Genomic DNA, 19,494 nt, shown 5'->3' on the forward strand with positions numbered 1-19,494 from the left:
GGCGCTCCCCGCCCCTTCCGGCACCTTCGATCATCACTGATCTCCGCACGCCCGGATCACCACTGATCTCAAGGAGTCGATCCCCCATGGCCTCTCAGACCGCCCGCCGCGTCCGCCACTCCGCCCACCGTCCCAGCGACGAGGCTCGCCAGAACGCCGCCGCCGCCCTCCAGCGCGCCCTCGACCGCCGTGACAACGGCGGCTCCACCGGCCGCTGACCCGTTCCCGACATGGCGCTTCGTCCACATGGCGGACGGAGCATGTCAGACGATGGGACGAAGAGTAGGGTGCCGACATGTCTCACAGCATCAATCTCGCAGTCATCCCCGGCGACGGCATCGGCCAGGAGGTCGTGGCCCAGGGCCTCAAGGTCCTCGCGGCCGTCCTTCCCCAGGACGTGAAGCTGGAGACCCAGGAGTACGACTTCGGCGCCAAGCGCTACCACGCCACCGGTGAGACCCTCACCGACGCCGACCTCGACTCCCTCAAGAAGCACGACGCCATCCTGTTGGGCGCCATCGGCGACCCGTCGGTCCCCTCCGGCGTCCTGGAGCGGGGCTTCCTGCTGAAGCTCCGCTTCGCCTTCGACCACCACGTCAACCTGCGTCCCTCGAAGCTCCTCCCCGGTGTCGCCACTCCGCTCGCCGGGCAGCCCGCGATCGACTTCGTGGTGGTCCGCGAGGGCACCGAGGGGCCGTACACGGGCAACGGCGGCACCATCCGCACCGGCACCCCGCACGAGGTCGCCACCGAGGTCTCGGTCAACACCGCCTTCGGCGTCGAGCGCGTGGTCCGGGACGCCTTCGCCCGTGCCCAGGCCCGTCCGCGCAAGAAGCTGACGCTGGTCCACAAGAACAACGTGCTGACCTTCGCCGGTCACCTCTGGACGAACACCTTCGCCAAGGTGGCCGCCGAGTACCCCGAGGTCACCACCGACTACCTGCACGTCGACGCCGCGACGATCTTCCTCGTCACGGACCCGGCCCGCTTCGACGTGATCGTCACCGACAACCTCTTCGGCGACATCATCACCGACCTCGCCGCGGCCGTCTCGGGCGGCATCGGCGTCGCCGCCTCCGGCAACATCAACCCGAGCGGCGCGTTCCCCTCGATGTTCGAGCCGGTGCACGGCTCCGCGCCGGACATCGCGGGCCAGGGCAAGGCCGACCCCACGGCCACCGTCCTCTCCGTCGCCCTCCTGCTCCGTCACCTCGGCTACGAGGCCGAGGCCGCCCGGGTCGAAGAGGCCGTCGCGACCGACCTCACCGAGCGCGGCGATCTGGCCCGCACGACGGACCAGATCGGCGACGCGCTCGCCGCGCGAGTAGCGAGCTGACCCGCGCCGACTGACACACGACAGCAGCCGCCGGGTCGCACCAGCGCCCGGCGGCCGTCCTCCACGCGGTCCCGGGACGCACTCCACAGAATCCCGGACCGCGCTCACCCGTTTCCCGCACCGGTCCCCGCGAGCGATAATCGAACGTGGGGCCGCGGCACACGGGCATGCCCGGACGCCGCTTCGTCGGGGACGGCAGTCTCCGACGTCGGCGTACGCGCGCGGTCCTCTCCACACAACCGGTGAAGGACACGCACTCATGACGACGCCCACGATCGAGCTCAAGCCCTCCTCCAGCCCGCTGTCCGCCGCGGAGCGCGAGGCGATCCTGGCCAACCCGGGATTCGGCCGCCACTTCACCGACCACATGGTCACCATCCGGTGGACCGAGGGCCGGGGATGGCACGACGCCCAGCTCGTGCCCTACGGTCCGCTCTCCCTGGACCCGGCGACGAACGTCCTGCACTACGCGCAGGAGATCTTCGAGGGCCTGAAGGCCTACCGTCGCCCCGACGGATCGGTCGCCACCTTCCGCCCCGACGCCAACGGCCGCCGCTTCCAGGCCTCGGCCCACCGCCTCGGCATGCCCGAGCTGCCGGTCGAGACCTTCGTCGAGGCCTGTGACGTCCTCGTCCGGCAGGACGAGGCGTGGGTTCCGGCGCACGGCGGCGAGGACTCGCTCTACCTGCGCCCGTTCATGATCGCCACCGAGGTCGGCCTCGGCGTCCGCCCGGCCAACGAGTACCTCTTCGTCGTCATCGCCTCGCCCGCCGGCCCGTACTTCCCCGGCGGCGTCAAGCCGGTCTCCATCTGGGCCTCCGAGGACCGCGTCCGCGCCGTCCCCGGCGGCGTGGGCGACGCCAAGACCGGCGGCAACTACGCGGCCTCCCTGCTCGCGCAGGCCGAGGCGGCGGCCAAGGGCTGTGACCAGGTCTGCTACCTCGACGCGGTCGAGCACAAGTGGGTCGAGGAACTCGGCGGCATGAACCTGTACTTCGTCTACGGCAACAAGATCGTCACGCCGACCCTCACCGGTTCGCTGCTCGCGGGCATCACCCGCGACTCGCTCCTCAAGGTCGCCGCGGACCTCGGCTACGAGTCCGAGGAGGCCCGCGTCTCCATCGACCAGTGGCAGGCCGACACCGAGAACGGCACCCTCACCGAGGTCTTCGCCTGTGGCACCGCGGCCGTCATCACCCCGGTCGGCACCGTCAAGTCGGCCCGGGGCGAGTGGCAGCAGTCGGGCGGCCAGCCCGGCGAGGTCACGATGAAGCTGCGCGAGGCGCTGCTCGCCATCCAGACGGGCAAGGCCGAGGACGTCCACGGCTGGATGCACGAACTGGGCTAGGAGCCGCGTGCCTCCGCCGTTCGGTACCGGCGGAGGCGGAGGCAACGGGGCCTGCTGGATCCGGGTCGGTTCGCGACCCGGGCTTCCGGGAGGCCCCTTCCCCGTGTCCGGGGCCGGCCGCGGCCCGGGGAGGGGCGTTCAGCTCCGGGCCGGGGTCTGCACCTCCGCCGCGGCCACGGGCTCCGCGGCCGGCGCCGCCGCCGCGCCGGCGCCGCTCGGCGTCAGGGCGGCGTACAGCGCGCCGCCGACGATGCCCGAGAGCACGAAGCTGCAGTCGATCCCGCCGGTCAGGGCGAGCAGCGGCCCCTCGTAGAGCGGGGTCGACACCGCGGCCAGGCCGACCAGTGCGCCGATGGCCCAGGAGGCCGTGGCGCGCGGGTGCCAGCCCGCCGAGAACCAGTAGATCCCGCCGCGGGAACGGTTGTTGAAGACCTGGAGCGCCTCCGGGTCGTAACTGCCCCGGCAGCGTGCGTGCCCGATCAGGGTGATCACCGCCCACGGGGTGCCGATCGCGGTGAGCAGCAGGACGAACGAGGTCATCGCCGTCTGGGCGTCCGAGGCGAAGTGGCCGAGGAAGACGAAGGCCGTCGCCACGGCGGCGACCACCAGGGTGGCCCGCGCACGGGTGGCCTTCGGCAGGATCGCGTCGAGGTCCAGGCCCATGGAGTACAGCATCAGGCCGGCGTTGCCGACGGAGCCGGCGGTGGCTGCGATCAGCAGCGGCACGAGGTACCAGGCCGGGGACGCGGCCACGAGCGGGCCCGCGTAGTCGAGGCCGCCGCGGGCCGCCAGGGCGGTGAAGGTGCCGAAGAGCTGCGGGACGAGCAGGCCCACGACCAGGCCCAGGCAGGTGGCCCGCCACACGGTCCGGGGGGCGTGCCGTTCCGGGGAGACGTAGCGGGTGTAGTCGCCGAGCAGGGTGATGAAGGCGACCGGCCCGCTGAGGCCCGCGGCCACGGCGGAGAGCAGCCAGGTCGGCCAGAAGGAGTCCAACAGGTACGGGGTCTCCGGCACCGCCGCCGTGGTGAAGTCCCCCGCGTAGGCGATCAGACCGATGGCGAGGAGCACCGTCATGCCGAGGGCGAGCGCCTTGCTGAGCCGGAGCAGCAGCCGGTAGCCGTACACCGCGCCCACCACGGTGCAGGCGGCGAGGAACGCGTAGACGAGCGTGTGGACGGCGTCGCCGGTCGGCAGCCCGACCAGGCGCGCCAGGGTGCCCACCATGACGTCGCCGCCGATCCAGAGGGTCAGGGCGGTGTAGCCCAGGGAGAGCAGCAGACCGACCACCGAGCCGACGAGTCGGCCGCGGACGCCGAAGAAGGCTCCGGAGGAGGTGGAGAGGTTGGTCGCGGTGCGGAGCGAGATGAGCGCCAGCGGGGCGGTGACGGCGACTCCGACGAGGGTGCCGGCGACGACGGAGGTGACCGAGGCCCAGAAACCGAGGCCGAAGGAGACCGGCAGCCAGCCGAAGACGATCACCCCCAGGCACAGGTTCGATCCGAGCAGGATCGAGATGAGGTCGCGGGGGCCGCTGGTGCGTTCGGCCTCGGGGATGGTGTCGACTCCGCGCTGTTCTATCGGCATGAGGACTCCCTGCAGGGGCTGGCGGAACTTTTTAGAGCGGCGCTCAATGTGACCTAAGCCCGTCGGTGACGTCAATGCTTGGAAGCTCACGTCCTAACATTTAGAGTGTCGCTCAAACGTGTCGCAATTGCAGGAGGTGTTTGGGGAGTGAGACTGACCCCCACGGAACGCGACCGGCTGCTCCTCTTCGGTGCCGCCGAGCTCGCCCGCGCCCGACGGGCCCGCGGCCTGCGGCTCAACGTCCCCGAGGCGACCGCACTCATCGCGGACACCGTCTGCGAGGCGGCCCGCGACGGCAAGCGACTCGCCGAGGCCATCGAGGCGGCCCGCTCCGTCCTCGGCCCCGACGACGTCCTGCCCGGCGTCGCCGACGTGGTCACCGAGGTCCACGTCGAAGCCGTCTTCGACGACGGCTCGCGACTCGCGGTCGTCTCCGACCCGATCGGCGGAGGCGCCCTGGGGGACGGGGCGCCGGGCGCACTGCTGCCCGGACCCGAGCACCCCGAACCGGAACCCGCCGTCCGGCTGAGCGTGCGGAACACCGCCACCGTGCCCGTCAGCGTGACCTCGCACTTCCACTTCTTCGAGGCGAACCCGCGCCTCGATTTCGACCGTGCCGCCGCCTACGGCATGCGCCTGGCCATCCCGGCCGGCGCCTCCTTCCGCTTCGACCCGGGCGGCGAGGCCGAGGTGGGACTCCTGCCGATCGGCGGCGCCCGCGTCGCCATCGGCTTCGCGGGCCTGGTCGACGGCCCGCTGGACGCGCCCGGCGCGAAGGAAGAAGCCCTGCGCAGGGCGCGGGCGTGCGGCTACCTGGGAATCGAGGACGACTGATGGACCCCTACGAGTACGCCTCCGTGCACGGCCCCCGCGCCGGCGACCGCGTCGTCCTGGGCGACTCCGGGCTCGTCGTCCGGGTCGAGTCGGACTCGCAGAAGCCCGGCGACGAGTTCCTCGCGGGCTTCGGCAAGACCGCCCGCGACGGGCTCCACCTCAAGGCCGCCGCCGTCCGCGAGACCTGTGACGTCGTCATCAGCAACGTCCTGGTGATCGACGCCGTGCAGGGCATCCGCAAGGTCTCCATCGGCATCCGCGAGGGCCGCATCCACGCCATCGGGCGCGCCGGCAACCCCGACACCCTCGACGGCGTCGACGTGGTCGTCGGCACCGGCACCTCCATCGTCTCCGGCGAGGGCCTCATCGCCACCGCGGGAGCCGTCGACACCCACGTCCACCTGCTCTCCCCCCGGATCATGGAGGCCTCGCTCGCGAGCGGCGTCACCACGGTCATCGGCCAGGAGTTCGGCCCGGTGTGGGGCGTGGGCGTCAACTCGCCCTGGGCCCTCAAGCACGCCTTCAACGCCTTCGACGCATGGCCGGTCAACATCGGCTTCCTCGCCCGGGGTTCGTCCTCGGACCCGGCCCCCCTCGTCGAGGCGCTCGCCGAGGGCGGCGCGTCCGGCTTTAAGGTCCACGAGGACATGGGCGCCCACACCCGTGCCCTGGACACGGCCCTCAGGGTGGCCGAGGAGCACGACGTCCAGGTGGCGCTGCACAGCGACGGCCTGAACGAGTGCCTCTCCGTGGAGGACACCCTCCGCGTCCTGGAGGGCCGTACGATCCACGCCTTCCACATCGAGGGCTGCGGCGGCGGACACGTCCCCAACGTCCTGAAGATGGCGGGCGTGCCGAACGTCATCGGCTCCTCCACCAACCCGACCCTGCCCTTCGGCCGCGACGCGGTCGCCGAGCACTACGGGATGATCGTCTCCGTCCACGACCTGAAGACCGACCTGCCCGGTGACGCGGCGATGGCGCGCGACCGGATCCGGGCCGGGACGATGGGCGCGGAGGACGTCCTGCACGACCTCGGTGCGATCGGGATCACCTCCTCCGACGCGCAGGGGATGGGGAGGGCCGGCGAGACCGTACGCCGGACCTTCGCCATGGCCGGGAAGATGAAGGCCGAACTGGGCCCGCTGGAGGGCGACGGCGCGCACGACGACAACGCGCGCGTCCTGCGCTACATGGCCAAGCTCACCATCAACCCGGCGATCGCCCACGGCCTCGCCCACGAGATCGGTTCGATCGAGGTCGGGAAGCTCGCCGACGTCGTGCTGTGGCGGCCGGAGTTCTTCGGTGCCAAGCCGCAACTGGTGCTGAAGTCCGGCTTCCCCGCGTACGGGGTCGTGGGCGATCCGAACGCCGCCACCGACACCTGCGAGCCGCTCGTCCTCGGGCCGCAGTTCGGTGCCCACGGGGCCACGGCCGCCGACATCTCCGTCGCCTTCGTCGCCCAGGCCGCCGTCGACCTCGGATCCGACGCCATGCCGACCCGTCGCCGCCGGGTCGCGGTGCGCGGCACGCGCGGCATCGGCCCCGCCGACCTGCGGCTCAACTCCCGCGTCGGTGACGTGCAGGTCGACGGCCGGACGGGCCTCGTCTCGCTCGACGGTTCCCCGATCCGCTCCGAGGCGGCCGAGTCCATCTCCCTCAACCGCCTCTACTTCCTCTAGGACGTGACCCATGACCTTCCGCATGCCCGCCGAATGGACGCCGCACGAGCGCACCTGGATGGCCTGGCCCAGCCCCAACCCCACCTTCACCGACGAGGAGGAGCTCACCGGGGCCCGTGCGGCCTGGGCGGCGGTGGCCCGTGCCGTCCGGCGCTTCGAGCCCGTGACGATGGTCGTCGCCCCCGGCGACGCCGCGTCGGCCCGGGAACTCCTCGGCGCCGACGTCGACCTCGTGGAGCGCGAGCTCGACGACGCCTGGATGCGGGACATCGGGCCGACCTTCGTCACGGACGGCACCGAACTCGCCGCGGTGGACTGGGTCTTCAACGGCTGGGGCGCCCAGGACTGGGCCCGCTGGGAGCACGACTCCAAGATCGCCCGGCACGTCGCGGACGTCGCGGGGGTCCCCGTGCTGTCCTCCCCGCTGGTGAACGAGGGAGGTGCGATCCACGTCGACGGCGAGGGCACGGTGCTGTTGACCGACACCGTCCAGCTCGGTGCCGGCCGCAACCCCGAGTGGACGCGCGAGCAGGTCGAGGAGGAGGTCCACGCCCGGCTCGGCACGACCAAGGCGATCTGGCTCCCGCACGGCCTCGCCGGTGACTACGGCCTCTACGGCACCCAGGGCCACGTCGACATCGTCGCCGCCTTCGCCCGTCCCGGCACCGTCCTGGTCCACAGCCAGCAGGACCCGACCCACCCCGACTACGAGCGCTCCCGGATGTACGTGAACATCCTGCGCGGCCAGACCGATGCCCAGGGCCGGCCGCTGGAGGTCGTCGAGGTCCCGGCGCCGACCGTGCTCAAGGACGAGGAGGGCGACTGGGTCGACTACTCGTACATCAACCACTACCTGTGCAACGGCGGCGTCGTCCTGTGCGCCTTCGACGACCCCCACGACGAGCTGGCCGCCGAGATCTTCCGCCGCCTCTTCCCGGAGCGCGAGGTCGTCCTGGTCGACGCCCGCACGATCTTCGCGGGCGGCGGCGGCATCCACTGCATCACGCAGCAGCAGCCGCGGGTCTGAGCGCGACGGCGGGGTGGGGTAGAACATACGGGTGAGTCAGAGCAGCAGCCCGCGGTCCCACCCCCGCCGTCGCCACCAGGCCGCCCCGCCCCGGGAGGACGTGCTCGCCGCGGCCATGGACACCATCGCCGAGCGCGGGCTCGACGGGCTCACCATGGCCGGCCTGGGCCGGCAGGTGGGGATGAGCAGCGGGCACCTGCTGTACTACTTCCGCACCAAGGACGAGCTGCTGCTGCAGACCCTGGAGTGGAGCGAGGGGCGACTCGGTGCCGAGCGGAGCGCCCTGCTGTCCCGTCCCGGGACGGCGCGGGACCGGCTCGACGGCTACGTCGACGTGTACGTGCCCCGAGGGCCCCGCGATCCGCACTGGACGCTCTGGCTGGAGGTCTGGAACCGGTCCCAGAACGCCGACGGCGACGCCCGCGCCCGGCAGGCCGCCATCGAAGGGGCCTGGCACCGGGACCTCGTCGCGATCCTCGCCGAAGGGGTGTCCCGGGGGGAGTTCCGGGCGGTCGACCCCGACCGCTTCGCCACCCGGATGCGCGCGCTGCTCGACGGTTTCAGCGTGCACGTCGCCGTCGGCATCCCGGGCACCGGAAGGGACCAAGTCCTCGACCACGTGGGCGAGTTCATCGCCGAAACGCTGCTCTCGCGACCATAAGGCACGCAAGTACTCCCGATCGTTGCCGGCACGGCCTTGTGGCCCGCGGAAGCGGTCCGGCACCGTCCTGCCCATGGGACGAGAGCACGGGAAGAAGATCTGGGCCGGCTCCGCGGGCAATGCGGTCGAGTGGTTCGACTGGTTCGTCTACGCCAGCTTCGCCCCCTACTTCGCGGGCGCCTTCTTCCCCGAGGGAAACGAAACCGCCAAGCTCATGAACACCGCCGGCATCTTCGCCGTCGGCTTCTTCATGCGCCCCGTCGGCGGTTGGCTCCTCGGCCGGGTCGGCGACCGGAAGGGGCGCAAGACGGCGCTCACCCTGACCGTCACCCTGATGTCGGCCTCCGCCGTCCTGATCGCCGCCGCGCCGACCTACGCCGTCGCGGGCTACGGCGGCGCCGCCGTCCTCCTGGTCGCCCGCCTCCTCCAGGGCCTCTCCGTCGGCGGCGAGTACGCGGCCAGTGCGACCTACCTCACCGAGGCGTCCGCGCCGCGCCACCGGGGCTTCGCGTCCAGCTTCCAGTACGTGTCGATGACCGTCGGCCAGCTCTTCGGGCTCGGCCTGCTGCTGGCCCTGCAGCACATCCTGTCCGACGGGGCCCTGCACTCCTGGGGCTGGCGCGTCCCGTTCGCGGTCGGAGCCCTCGGCGCCGCCGTCGTCTTCCACCTGCGCCGCACCATGCTGGAGACCGAGGTGTACGAGGAGGCCACCGGGCACGGCGTCGCTCCCGGTCGACGGGGCACCCTCCGGGAGCTGTGGGCGCACCGGCGGGAGGCCTTCCTCGTCGTCGCGCTCACCATGGGCGGGACCGTGGCGTACTACACGTACACCACCTACCTCACCAGGTACCTCGCGAACTCCGCCGGGCTCCCGAAGCAGACCGCGACCCTGGTCTCCTTCTGCGCCCTGGCCGTCTTCGCCTGCCTCCAGCCGCTCGCCGGCCGGCTCTCCGACCGGATCGGCCGCCGTCCGCTCCTCGTGGCCTTCGGGGCCGGCTCGACCCTCCTCACCGTGCCGATCATGACGATGCTGCGGCACGCGGGCTCCTTCTGGCCGGCCCTCGGCCTCTCCCTCCTCGCCCTCGTCGTCGTCACCGGCTACACCTCGATCAACGCCTGCGTGAAGGCCGAGCTCTTCCCGACCGGCGTCCGCGCCCTCGGCGTGGCCCTCCCGTACGCGATCGCCAACGCCCTCTTCGGCGGCACCGCCGAGTACGTGGCCCTCTGGTTCAAGGACGCCGGGGTCGAGTCGGGATTCTTCTGGTACGTGGCGGGTTGCTCCGCCGTATCCCTGGTCGTCTACCTCGCGATGCGGGAGACCCGGGACGCCGACCTGTCCCGGGTGGGCGTCCCGGGCCGCGATCCGGTCGGCCGGGGGCGAGACCGTCTGCCCGTATCGTGAGACCGTCGTCCCGGTCGCGTCCGACCTGTGACAGACTTCCGGCGTGCTCGCTACCACGATGATTATCGGCAGCAGCGCGCCGGTCCGCAGTGGCCACTGATCCGCGGAACAACCCCGCGGCAGTGGACGCCGTGCCCCAGACCCGCGCGCAGACCTCTCGCACCCGCGAGGGGTTTTTTCGTTTTCCGGCCCCACCCGCGCCGGAAGCGGACGGCGCGTGAGAATGGGGGCAAGTGGATCCATACCTTCCGGACCCACATCCGACAGGAGTCATCACAGCCATGACCACGGAGAACGCCGAGGGCCCCCGCCCCGACGACAGCTTCCACGTCTTCGACACGACGCTGCGCGACGGGGCGCAGCGTGAAGGCATCAACCTCACCGTCGCGGACAAGCTGACCATCGCCCGGCACCTCGACGAGTTCGGCGTGGGCTTCATCGAGGGCGGCTGGCCCGGCGCCAACCCGCGCGACACGGAGTTCTTCGCCCGCGCCCGGCAGGAGATCGCGTTCAAGAACGCGCAACTCGTCGCCTTCGGCGCCACCCGTCGGGCGGGCGGCAAGGCCGCCGAGGACCCGCAGGTCAAGGCCCTCCTCGACTCCGGTGCCCCGGTGATCACGCTCGTCGCCAAGTCGCACGACCGGCACGTGGAACTCGCCCTGCGGACCACCCTCGACGAGAACCTGGAGATGGTCCGGGACACCGTCTCCCACCTGACCTCCCAGGGGCGCCGGGTCTTCGTCGACTGCGAGCACTTCTTCGACGGCTACAAGGCGAACCCGGACTACGCCAAGGCGGTGGTCCGCGCCGCGCACGAGGCCGGGGCCGACGTCGTCATCCTCTGCGACACCAACGGCGGCATGCTTCCGGCCCAGGTTCAGGCGGTCGTCTCGACCGTCATCGCCGACACCGGCGCCCGCCTCGGCATCCACGCCCAGGACGACACGGGCTGTGCCGTCGCCAACACCCTCGCCGCCGTCGACGCGGGCGCCACCCACGTCCAGTGCACCGCCAACGGCTACGGAGAGCGGGTCGGCAACGCCAACCTCTTCCCCGTCGTCGCGGCCCTCGAACTCAAGTACGGCAAGAAGGTGCTGCCCGAGGGCGCCCTCGCGGAGATGACCCGGATCTCCCACGCGATCGCCGAGGTCGTCAACCTGACCCCCTCCACCCACCAGCCGTACGTCGGCGTCTCCGCCTTCGCCCACAAGGCCGGTCTGCACGCCTCCGCGATCAAGGTCGACCCCGACCTCTACCAGCACATCGATCCCGAGCTGGTCGGCAACACCATGCGGATGCTCGTCTCCGACATGGCCGGCCGTGCCTCCATCGAGCTCAAGGGCAAGGAGCTCGGCGTCGACCTGGGCGACGACCGGGAACTCATCGGCCGGGTGGTGGAACGGGTCAAGGAGCGCGAGCTCAAGGGCTACACCTACGAGGCCGCGGACGCCTCCTTCGAGCTGTTGCTCCGCGAGGAGGCCGAGGGGCGGGCCCGCCGTTACTTCCGCACGGAGTCCTGGCGCGCGATCGTCGAGGACCGCCCGGACGGCACCCACGCCAACGAGGCCACCGTCAAGCTGTGGGCCAAGGGCGAGCGGATCGTCGCCACGGCGGAGGGCAACGGTCCGGTCAACGCCCTGGACCGGGCGATGCGGGTGGCGCTGGAGCGGATCTACCCGCAGCTCGCCAAGTTCGAGCTGGTCGACTACAAGGTCCGCATCCTGGAGGGGCGCCACGGGACCGAGTCCACGACCCGCGTCCTGGTCACCACGAGCGACGGCAACGGCGAGTGGTCCACGGTCGGCGTCGCCGAGAACGTCATCGCGGCGTCCTGGCAGGCCCTGGAGGACGCCTTCACCTACGGTCTGCTGCGGGCCGGGGTGGACCCCGCAGAGTGACCCCAGATCGTCCGATTACGCGTCTTTTACCTCGATGTGGGTAGCTTCACCTCATGAGGACCAGGGTGATGTCCAGGGGGTCGGCCCTCGGCGGGCTGGTGCTCCTCCTGCTCCTGGCCCTGGCGCCCCTCGCGGTCGCCAGGGCCACGAGCCTCCCCGACGTGGCCGCCGCCCTCAAACAGGGCCCGGTCTACGTCGACCCCGGCGCCGCCGATCAACTCTCCCGGGCCGACGCGGACGCGCTCGCGCAGAAGATCAAGGATGCGGACAAACCGCTCTTCATGGCGGTGCTGCCGGCGGACGAGCAGTTCCCGCCGGAAGGGCTGCTGCAGAACCTGCGGACCCAGACCGGCATCACCGGCCTGTACGCGATCCGCCTGGGCGACGGGTTCAACGCGGGCGCCGACCCCTCGGTGATGTCCGAGCAGGCCGTGCAGAACCTCGTCACCGCCGTGCGCCAGCCGGGCGTCGACGCCGCCACCGAACTGAACAACTTCGCCGATCAGGCCCTGCCCACCCTCCGGGGTTCCGCCCCCGCCTCCTGGGGCTCCGCGGGTGCGGACTCCGGGGTCCCCGTCGCCGCGCTCGTGACCCTCGGGTCGGTCCTCGCCGTCAGCGGCGCCGGGGCCTACGCGGTGGTGCGGCGCAACCGGCTCCGCAAGGAGGCCGAGGAGCGCGCCGCCCTCGACCGGCTCCGGGTGGTCGTGGACGAGGACATCACCGCCTTCGGCGAAGAGCTGGAGCGCCTGGACTTCCACCCGGCCGAGGCCGGCGCCGACGATGCCATGCGCGGCGACTACGAACGCGCCCTCGACTCGTACGACCGGTCCAAGTCCCTCATGGGGGCGGTGACCCGCCCGCACGAGGTCCGCGAGGTCACCCGCGCCCTGGAGGACGGGCGCTTCTCGCTCGCCGTCCTCGCCGCCCGCCGGGAGTCCCGAGCGCTTCCGGAGCGCCGGCCCCCGTGCTTCTTCGACCCCCGCCACGGCCCCGCCGTCGACGACCGGACCTGGACCCCGAGCGGCGGTGCCCCCCGCGAGGTCCCCGTCTGCGCCGCCGACGCGGCCCGTCTGGACGACGGCCTCGACCCCGTGGCCCGCACCGTCGACACGGACGCAGGGCGCCGCCCCTACTGGGAGGCGGGCCCCGCCTACGGCCCCTGGGCCGGCGGTTACTTCGGCGGCGGGATGCTTCCCGGCCTCCTCATGGGCACCATGCTCGGCTCCGTGCTCTCCAGTCCCGCCTACGCCTCCGAATACGGCGGCACCGACTTCGAGGGCTTCCAGGGCGGCGACTTCTCCGGTGCCGAATTCGACCCGTCCGGCTTCGGGTCGAACGACTTCGGCGGCGGATTCGGCGGCGGGGACTTCGGTGGCGGCGGCGGGTTCGACGGCGGGGGCTTCTGAGGGGTGCCGCTGGCCCCGGTGCCCCGCACGGGGAGCGCTTCGGGGACCGGGCGGCAGAGGGCCGGCCGCCCCGCTCAGGGCGAGGGCTTCACCGACATCAGCAGATGGCGGTGGGTGGCGTCCGGGCCGTCCGTCAGCAGGGCGCGCTGACCGGGGCCCAGGAGGTGGAAGTGGACTTCGGGCGCGTCCAGCGAGCCCAGCGCGTCCAGGAGGTAGCCCGGGTTGAAGGCGACGGTCAGCGACTCGGCACCGGTGAGGGAGGCGGGGAGGAGCTGGGAGGCCACGTCGTCCTCGTGGCCCGCGCGGAGGTGGAGGCCCGTGGGGGAGAAGGCCAACCGGACCGGACCGTCGCCCTCTGCCACGACCGCGACCCGCTTGACGGCCTCCGCCAGCGGGGCCCGCTCGGTGACCGCGAGGGAGGGGCCGCCGAGGGCGAAGAGCTTGTCGTGGCGGGGCAGTCGTCCGTCGAGCAGCCGGGTCGTGGTGCGGGTGCCGGCGCCCTCGAAGCCGAGGGAACCCGCGCCCAGGGCGAGGCGTGCCGTGCCGGCCCCGGCGAGGGAACGGGCCATTTCGGTGAGGCGGCGGGTCGGGACGACCACGTCGACGACCCCCGTGGCCCCGTCGACCTCGGGCTTCCAGGTCAGGGTGCGGACCGCGTACCGGTAGCGGTCGGTGGCGGCCAGCGTCATCGTGGTGCCGTCCAGGGCGAGCCTCGTCCCGGTGAGGACGGGCAGCGAGTCGTCCCGGCCCGCCGCCACGGCGACCTGGCCGACCGCGGTGGCGAAGGCGTCCCCGTCCACCAGGCCGACGACCCCGGGCATCTCGGGCGCGGCGGGGTAGTCGTCGAGGGGCAGCAGGGAGAGACCGAAGTGCGCGTCACCGGAGGCCACCGAGAGGCGGGTGCCCTCCACGGCGAGTCCGGTGCGGCCCCGGGGGAGCACCTTGCAGATGTCGAGGAGTCGCCGGCCGAGGACCAGCGCCCGGCCCTCGACGACCGTGTCGGCCTCGACCTCGATGCGGGCCGAGGCCTCGTGGTCGAGCCCCGAGACGCGCAGCCCGCCGTCCGTCGCCTCCAGGAGCAGGCCGCCGAGGACGGGCATCGGAGAACGAGCCGGCAGGACCCGTGCGGCCCAGGCCACGGCGTCGGTCAACACGGCGCTGTCGATACGCAATTCCATGGGGGCGACGCTAGTGGCCCCCACTGACAGCCGAGTTGACCGGCGACCCCGCACCCGGCCGCACCCGCCGCCGCTTCGGCGTCACGTCCGGACCCGGCGGGCCCGGGGGCGACCGGCCTGCCCCGGCCGACGTCGAGGGGCGGCACGGAGGGCGGGTGCCCACGACGCCGAGCGCCCGCCTTCCGTGGTCGCGGAGGGCGGGCGCGCTCGTGTGTCCGGTGGCCGGAGGGGGTGGGCGGCCGGAGGGGGTCAGGCGGCGTTCTTGATCGCGGAGATGTCGAAGTTCAGCTTCACCTTGTCGCTGACCATCACGCCACCGGTCTCCAGGGCTGCGTTCCAGGTCAGCCCCCACGCGGAGCGCAGGATCTCGGCGGAGCCCTCGAAGCCGACGCGCTCGTTGCCGTAGACGTCGGTGGCGCTGCCGTTGAACTCCAGGTCGATGGAGAGCGGCTTGGTGACGTCCTTGATGGTGAGGTCGCCGGTGATCCGGTACGTGTCGCCGCCGAGCTGTTCGGCGCCCGTGGAGCGGAAGCTCATCAGCGGGAACTGCTCGGCGTCGAAGAAGTCCCCGCTGCGCAGGTGGCCGTCGCGGTCGCCGATGCCGGTGTCGATGGAGGCGATCTTGACGTCGATGGAGGCGGTGGAGGCACCGGGGTTCGAGCCGTCGAGCTTCAGTGCGCCCTCGTGCTCGGCGAAGGTGCCGCGGACGTTGGTCACCATGGCGTGACGGACGGTGAAGCCGATGCTGCTGTGCGCGGGGTCGATGGTGTAGTCGCCGGTCAGGGCGGCCAGGGCCGGGTCGACCGGAAGGGTGGCGGTGGCGACGGCGGACTCGTTGTTCTTGCGGCCGAAGAAACCCATGACATGCTCCTTGTCGGTGTTTGTTGAACCTTCAACGAGAATGACTGTAACCCTATTCCGTTCAATGTTCAACATCTATGGGAGGGGATCCCGCACCCACCCGGACGCGCAGGACCCCGCGACGCCCCCTCCCCGCTTCACATGCCGCCCGTGCTGGCCCAACGCCATCCCCCCGAAGGACACTTGGACTAACCGAAGGGGGTTCTTGGACTGGCACGGCCGGTGCGGTGCGATCTCGTTGACGGTGCTTCCGGTGCGGGGCCAACTAGTGCGCATGTCCCTCCCTCACTCCCGAAGGGTCCGCACGGCCTGCGCCCTCGCGGTCGCGACCGCCAGCGCGCTCGCCCTGTCCGGGCCGGCCCTCGCCCAAGCGCCGACACCCCGCACGGCCGCCACCTCCGCCGCCACTGCCACGGTCACCGGCACCGTCATCGAATCCGGCCGGCTCTCGGTGGCCGTCGCCGAGGACTTCCCCCGCGTCCTGTCGTACACCGACCGTGCCAGCGGCGCCCGACTCCTCGGAAGCACGGCCCCGGTCACCCAGGTCGTGCTCAACGGCACCGCCCACACCGTGCGGACCGCGGGCGCCCCCGTCCTGACCGCCACCTCCGCCGCGTACGCCCTCGTCTTTCCCGACCTGCCCGGCGTCGAGATCGACGCCCGGCTGGACGTCCAGGGCCGGACCACCACCTTCCGGGTGACCGCCGTCCGCGATACCGAGGCCTTCCGGATCGGCACGATCGACATCCCCGGCCACGACCTGGTGTCCGTCGGTTCCTCGGACGCCGGCGCCGCCACCGCCTTCACCCGCCTCGATCCGGATTCCACCCGCACCGCCGACGCCTTCGACCGGATCACCGCGGCCACCGCCGCCGATGCCGCCCCGGTGGGTGCCAGCTACGCCCTCGTCAACACCGGGCAACTGGCCGCGGCCGTCGAGTCCAACTCCAGCTACGACAAGCCCTCGGGTGCCTCGGCCCGTGACGGCGCCCGCTTCTGGCACCAGGCCCGCAAGAACGGCACGGAGACCCGCGTCGGCGTCTGGTCCGGCCAGTGGACCTACCGGGGTGCCGGCGCCCCGCAGCCCGCGAGCGGCGACGACCTGCCCTGGGCCAAGGTCGTCGTCACCCCCGACGCCAACGCCGACGGCACCACCGACTGGCAGGACGGCGCCATCGCCTTCCGCACCATCGGGATCAAGGCCCCCGGCAGCGACGGGATGCCCCGCCGGGTCATCACCCACATCCCCTTCAACTTCGCCTCCCAAGCCACCCATCCCTTCCTGCGCACCCTCGACGACGTCAAGCGGATCTCGCTCTCCACGGACGGGCTCGGCCAGTTCGCGCTGCTCAAGGGGTACGCCTCCGAGGGCCACGACTCCGCCCACCCCGACTACGGCGGCAACTACAACGAGCGGGCCGGCGGTCTCGCCGACCTCAACGTCCTCCTCCAGGAGGGCCGGAAGTGGGGCGCGGGCTTCGGCGTCCACGTGAACGCCACCGAGGCGTACCCCGAGGCCCGGAACTTCAGCGAGACGCTCGTCGACACGACCAAGCCCGGCTGGAACTGGCTCAACCAGAGCTACTCCATCGACCAGCGCAGGGACATCAACAGCGGGGACCTCGCCCGCCGCTTCCAGCAGCTCCGCGACGAGACCGACCCCAACCTGTCGATGCTCTACATCGACGTCTACTACACCCACGGCTGGATCGCCGACGAGACGGTGCGGGCCGTCCAGGCGCAGGGCTGGAACGTCGCCACCGAATGGGCCGACAAGTTCGAGCGGGCCTCCCTCTGGTCCCACTGGGCCAACGACCTCGACTACGGCGGCGCCACCAACAAGGGACTCAACTCCCAGATCATCCGCTTCATCCGCAACGGCGAGAAGGACGTCTGGAACGACCATCCGGTCCTCGGCCAGACCGCCCTCGTCGACTTCGAGGGCTGGACCGGCGAGACGGACTGGAACGCCTTCACCGCCAACGTCTGGCAGCGCAACCTGCCCGCCAAGTACCTCCAGCACCAGCAGATCACCCGCTGGAACGGCAACGACATCACCTTCACCGGCGGCGTCCGCGGCACCGTCGAGAACGGCCGCCGCACCTTCTACGAAAACGGCCGCAAGGTCCTCGACGGCGACGGCTATCTGCTCCCCTGGGACGGCGGGGCGAAGCTCTACCACTACAACCGGCACGGCGGGAAGACGAGTTGGTCCGTCCCCTCGGGCACGCGCGCGTACACCGTCTACGAGCTCACCGACAACGGGCGCGTGAGGACCGGCACCGTGCGTCCGTCCCGCGGCCGGATCACCCTCGACGCCGTCGCCGGACGGCCCTACGTGCTCTACCCCGGCAGCGCCCCCGCGCAGACCGCCCCGGAGTGGGGAGGGGGCACCCCGGTCAAGGACCCCGGCTTCAACGACGCGGAGCTCCGGTCCTGGACCAAGACCGGCACCGTCACCCGCGACACCGACGACCGGGGCCGCAACAGCGCGAAGCTCAGCGGCACCGCCACCGCGGCGGTCGGCGGCCGGATCACCGGTCTGACGCCCGGCCGGCGCTACACCGCCTCCGCCCTGATCGAGGTCGAACCCGGCAGGACCAGGCCCACCACCCTCACCGCCGGCGGCTCCTCGGTGACCGTCGAGCGCTCGCCCCTGCAGGACCGGGTCGCCGCGTCCGACTGGAACGGCACCCGCTTCCAGCGCGCCAAGGTCACCTTCACCGCGCCCGACGGCGGCTCCGTCCCGCTGAGGATCCGGGCGGCGGGCGGCAGCTCGGCGACCGTCCGGGTCGACGACGTCCGGATCGTCGCCCGTGACCCGGCGACGCGGCCGGGGGCGATCGCGTACGAGGACTTCGAGGCCGTCGACCAGGGATGGGGCCCCTTCCTCAAGGGAGACGCCGGTGGCACCACCGACCCGCGCACCCACATCGCCCGGCTGCACGCGCCGTACACGCAGCGCGGCTGGAACGGAAAGCCGATCGACGACGTGATCGGCGGAGCCGAGAGCCTCAAGTCGCACGACGAGAACAGCGGGCTCGTCTACCGCACCGCACCCTGGACCGTTCCGATGCGGGACGGGCACGACTACCGCGTCGAGTACGACTACCAGTCCAGCCACGCGGGCGCCTACGAATGGGTCACCGGCTACGACCGCACCCACGGCAACGGGCCGGCCGTCGAGACCCGGCGGACCCCGATCGGCCAACAGCGGAGCACCGGGCACTTCGTCGAGACCGTCACCGCCGGTTGCGGTGACACCTGGACCGGCCTGCGCAAGCGCGGGGACGCCCCGGACGGTGCCGACTTCGTCCTCGACGGCTTCACCGTCACCGACCTCGGCCCGGCTGCCGAGCGCGCGGCCTGCGGCACGCTCACCGTGACCGCGCCCGAGACCCTGGAGCCGGGCCGGGCGAACCGGGTCACCGCCACCTTCGCCAACGACGAGCCGGCGGACGTCACCGACGCCCGGGCCCTCCTCGCCCTCCCCGAGGGCTGGACCGCCGAACCGGCCGCCCCCGTCGCGCTCGGCACGGTCGCGCCGGGTGCGCAGGCCACCGCCACCTGGCAGGTGACGCCGCCGGTGGACGCCGCCTACCAGCCGTACCGGCTGGACGCCTCCGTCACGTACGGCCTCGGAGGAGAGGGGCGGAGGCTGACCGCCACCACCACCGTCCGCACCCTGCCGCCGCCGCCCACCGCGGACAGCTGGGCGAGCGACCTCGACTGGACCTCGGCCACCAACGGCTGGGGGCCGGTGGAGCGCGACCTCTCCAACGGCGAGACCGGAGCCGGCGACGGCACTCCGCTGCGGATCGGCGGAGCGTCGTACGCCAAGGGCTTGGGCACCCACGCTCCCGCCAAGATCCGCTACTACCTGGGCGGCCGGTGCACCTCGTTCACCGCGGAGGTCGGGGTGGACGACATCCAGAGCACCCGCGGCAGCGTCCGGTTCAGCGTGCTCGCGGACGGGGCGGAGAAGGCGGAGTCCCCGGTCCTGAGGGCCGCGGACCCGGCCTGGTCGCTCACCGCCGACGTCACCGGAGCCTCCTACGTCGACCTGGTGGTCGGCGACGGGGGCGACGGGAACGGCAACGACCACGCGGACTGGGGGAGCGCCCGCTTCCACTGCGGAGGCTGACGCGGTCGACGCCCCCCCCTGAGCGGGGGGGGGGGGCCGCCGCCCCGGGCCCCGGGCCGCCGCCCGGCGCCGCGGGCGCGGGGGCGCCACACCCCCCCCCCCCCCCCCCGCGCGGGGGGGGGGGCGCGCGCCC

Annotated in this window: 14 protein-coding genes; 11 read left to right on the forward strand and 3 right to left on the reverse strand. The window is 72.3% G+C overall.

Going from position 1 to position 19,494, the window contains the following annotated elements:
- Positions 1-86: 86 nt before the first annotated feature.
- The 3 genes from ACFW22_RS02995 (at position 87) to ACFW22_RS03005 (ending at position 2,684) form a co-directional block, all read left to right on the forward strand.
- Positions 87-218 (forward strand): hypothetical protein, encoded by a 132-nt coding sequence (locus ACFW22_RS02995; protein ID WP_384876491.1) that lies wholly within the window; start codon positions 87-89, stop codon positions 216-218.
- 77 nt (positions 219-295) lie between these two features.
- The gene (locus ACFW22_RS03000) at positions 296-1,336 is read left to right on the forward strand and encodes a 3-isopropylmalate dehydrogenase (RefSeq protein WP_386397979.1); all 1,041 of its coding nucleotides are present in this window, start codon (positions 296-298) and stop codon (positions 1,334-1,336) included.
- A gap of 259 nt (positions 1,337-1,595) precedes the next feature.
- Positions 1,596-2,684 carry a branched-chain amino acid aminotransferase gene (locus ACFW22_RS03005; RefSeq protein WP_386397982.1) on the forward strand — a complete coding sequence of 363 codons (1,089 nt, stop codon included), beginning with the start codon at positions 1,596-1,598 and terminating at the stop codon, positions 2,682-2,684.
- Between the two features lie 138 nt (positions 2,685-2,822).
- Here ACFW22_RS03005 and ACFW22_RS03010 read toward each other — a convergent pair whose 3' ends face one another.
- Positions 2,823-4,268, reverse strand: coding sequence for a cytosine permease (locus ACFW22_RS03010; protein ID WP_386397984.1), 1,446 nt, complete (start codon positions 4,266-4,268; stop codon positions 2,823-2,825).
- A 147-nt stretch (positions 4,269-4,415) separates the two neighbouring features.
- Between ACFW22_RS03010 and ureA the strand changes: the two genes are divergently transcribed.
- The 7 genes from ureA (at position 4,416) to ACFW22_RS03045 (ending at position 13,178) form a co-directional block, all read left to right on the forward strand.
- Positions 4,416-5,102 (forward strand): urease subunit gamma, encoded by a 687-nt coding sequence (gene ureA / locus ACFW22_RS03015; protein ID WP_384876484.1) that lies wholly within the window; start codon positions 4,416-4,418, stop codon positions 5,100-5,102.
- The gene (locus tag ACFW22_RS03020; RefSeq protein WP_386397990.1) at positions 5,102-6,784 is read left to right on the forward strand and encodes an urease subunit alpha; all 1,683 of its coding nucleotides are present in this window, start codon (positions 5,102-5,104) and stop codon (positions 6,782-6,784) included. The genes ureA and ACFW22_RS03020 overlap by 1 nt, the downstream gene beginning before the upstream one ends.
- Before the next feature lie 10 nt (positions 6,785-6,794).
- Positions 6,795-7,811 carry an agmatine/peptidylarginine deiminase gene (locus ACFW22_RS03025; RefSeq protein WP_386397994.1) on the forward strand — a complete coding sequence of 339 codons (1,017 nt, stop codon included), beginning with the start codon at positions 6,795-6,797 and terminating at the stop codon, positions 7,809-7,811.
- A 115-nt stretch (positions 7,812-7,926) separates the two neighbouring features.
- On the forward strand, positions 7,927-8,472 hold the full coding sequence (locus tag ACFW22_RS03030) for a TetR/AcrR family transcriptional regulator (RefSeq protein WP_386398029.1): 546 nt from the start codon (positions 7,927-7,929) through the stop codon (positions 8,470-8,472).
- Positions 8,473-8,545: 73 nt separating this feature from the next.
- Entirely contained in the window at positions 8,546-9,874 is a 1,329-nt protein-coding gene (locus ACFW22_RS03035; protein ID WP_386397996.1) for an MFS transporter, read from the forward strand.
- 281 nt (positions 9,875-10,155) lie between these two features.
- Positions 10,156-11,772 (forward strand): citramalate synthase, encoded by a 1,617-nt coding sequence (gene cimA / locus ACFW22_RS03040; protein WP_386397999.1) that lies wholly within the window; start codon positions 10,156-10,158, stop codon positions 11,770-11,772.
- 53 nt (positions 11,773-11,825) lie between these two features.
- On the forward strand, positions 11,826-13,178 hold the full coding sequence (locus ACFW22_RS03045) for a hypothetical protein (protein WP_386398001.1): 1,353 nt from the start codon (positions 11,826-11,828) through the stop codon (positions 13,176-13,178).
- A gap of 74 nt (positions 13,179-13,252) precedes the next feature.
- Here the strand turns inward: ACFW22_RS03045 and dnaN are convergent, their stop codons facing one another.
- The gene (dnaN, locus tag ACFW22_RS03050) at positions 13,253-14,356 is read right to left on the reverse strand and encodes a DNA polymerase III subunit beta (RefSeq protein WP_386398004.1); all 1,104 of its coding nucleotides are present in this window, start codon (positions 14,354-14,356) and stop codon (positions 13,253-13,255) included.
- 249 nt (positions 14,357-14,605) lie between these two features.
- The gene (locus ACFW22_RS03055) at positions 14,606-15,217 is read right to left on the reverse strand and encodes a YceI family protein (protein WP_386398007.1); all 612 of its coding nucleotides are present in this window, start codon (positions 15,215-15,217) and stop codon (positions 14,606-14,608) included.
- Between the two features lie 274 nt (positions 15,218-15,491).
- Here ACFW22_RS03055 and ACFW22_RS03060 point away from each other — a divergent pair, with 274 nt between their 5' ends.
- Positions 15,492-19,361 carry an endo-alpha-N-acetylgalactosaminidase family protein gene (locus ACFW22_RS03060; protein ID WP_386398010.1) on the forward strand — a complete coding sequence of 1,290 codons (3,870 nt, stop codon included), beginning with the start codon at positions 15,492-15,494 and terminating at the stop codon, positions 19,359-19,361.
- Positions 19,362-19,494 lie beyond the last annotated feature (133 nt).

It is taken from the genome of Streptomyces sp. NPDC058872 (assembly GCF_042743065.1).
Classification (GTDB): Bacteria; Actinomycetota; Actinomycetes; order Streptomycetales; family Streptomycetaceae; genus Streptomyces.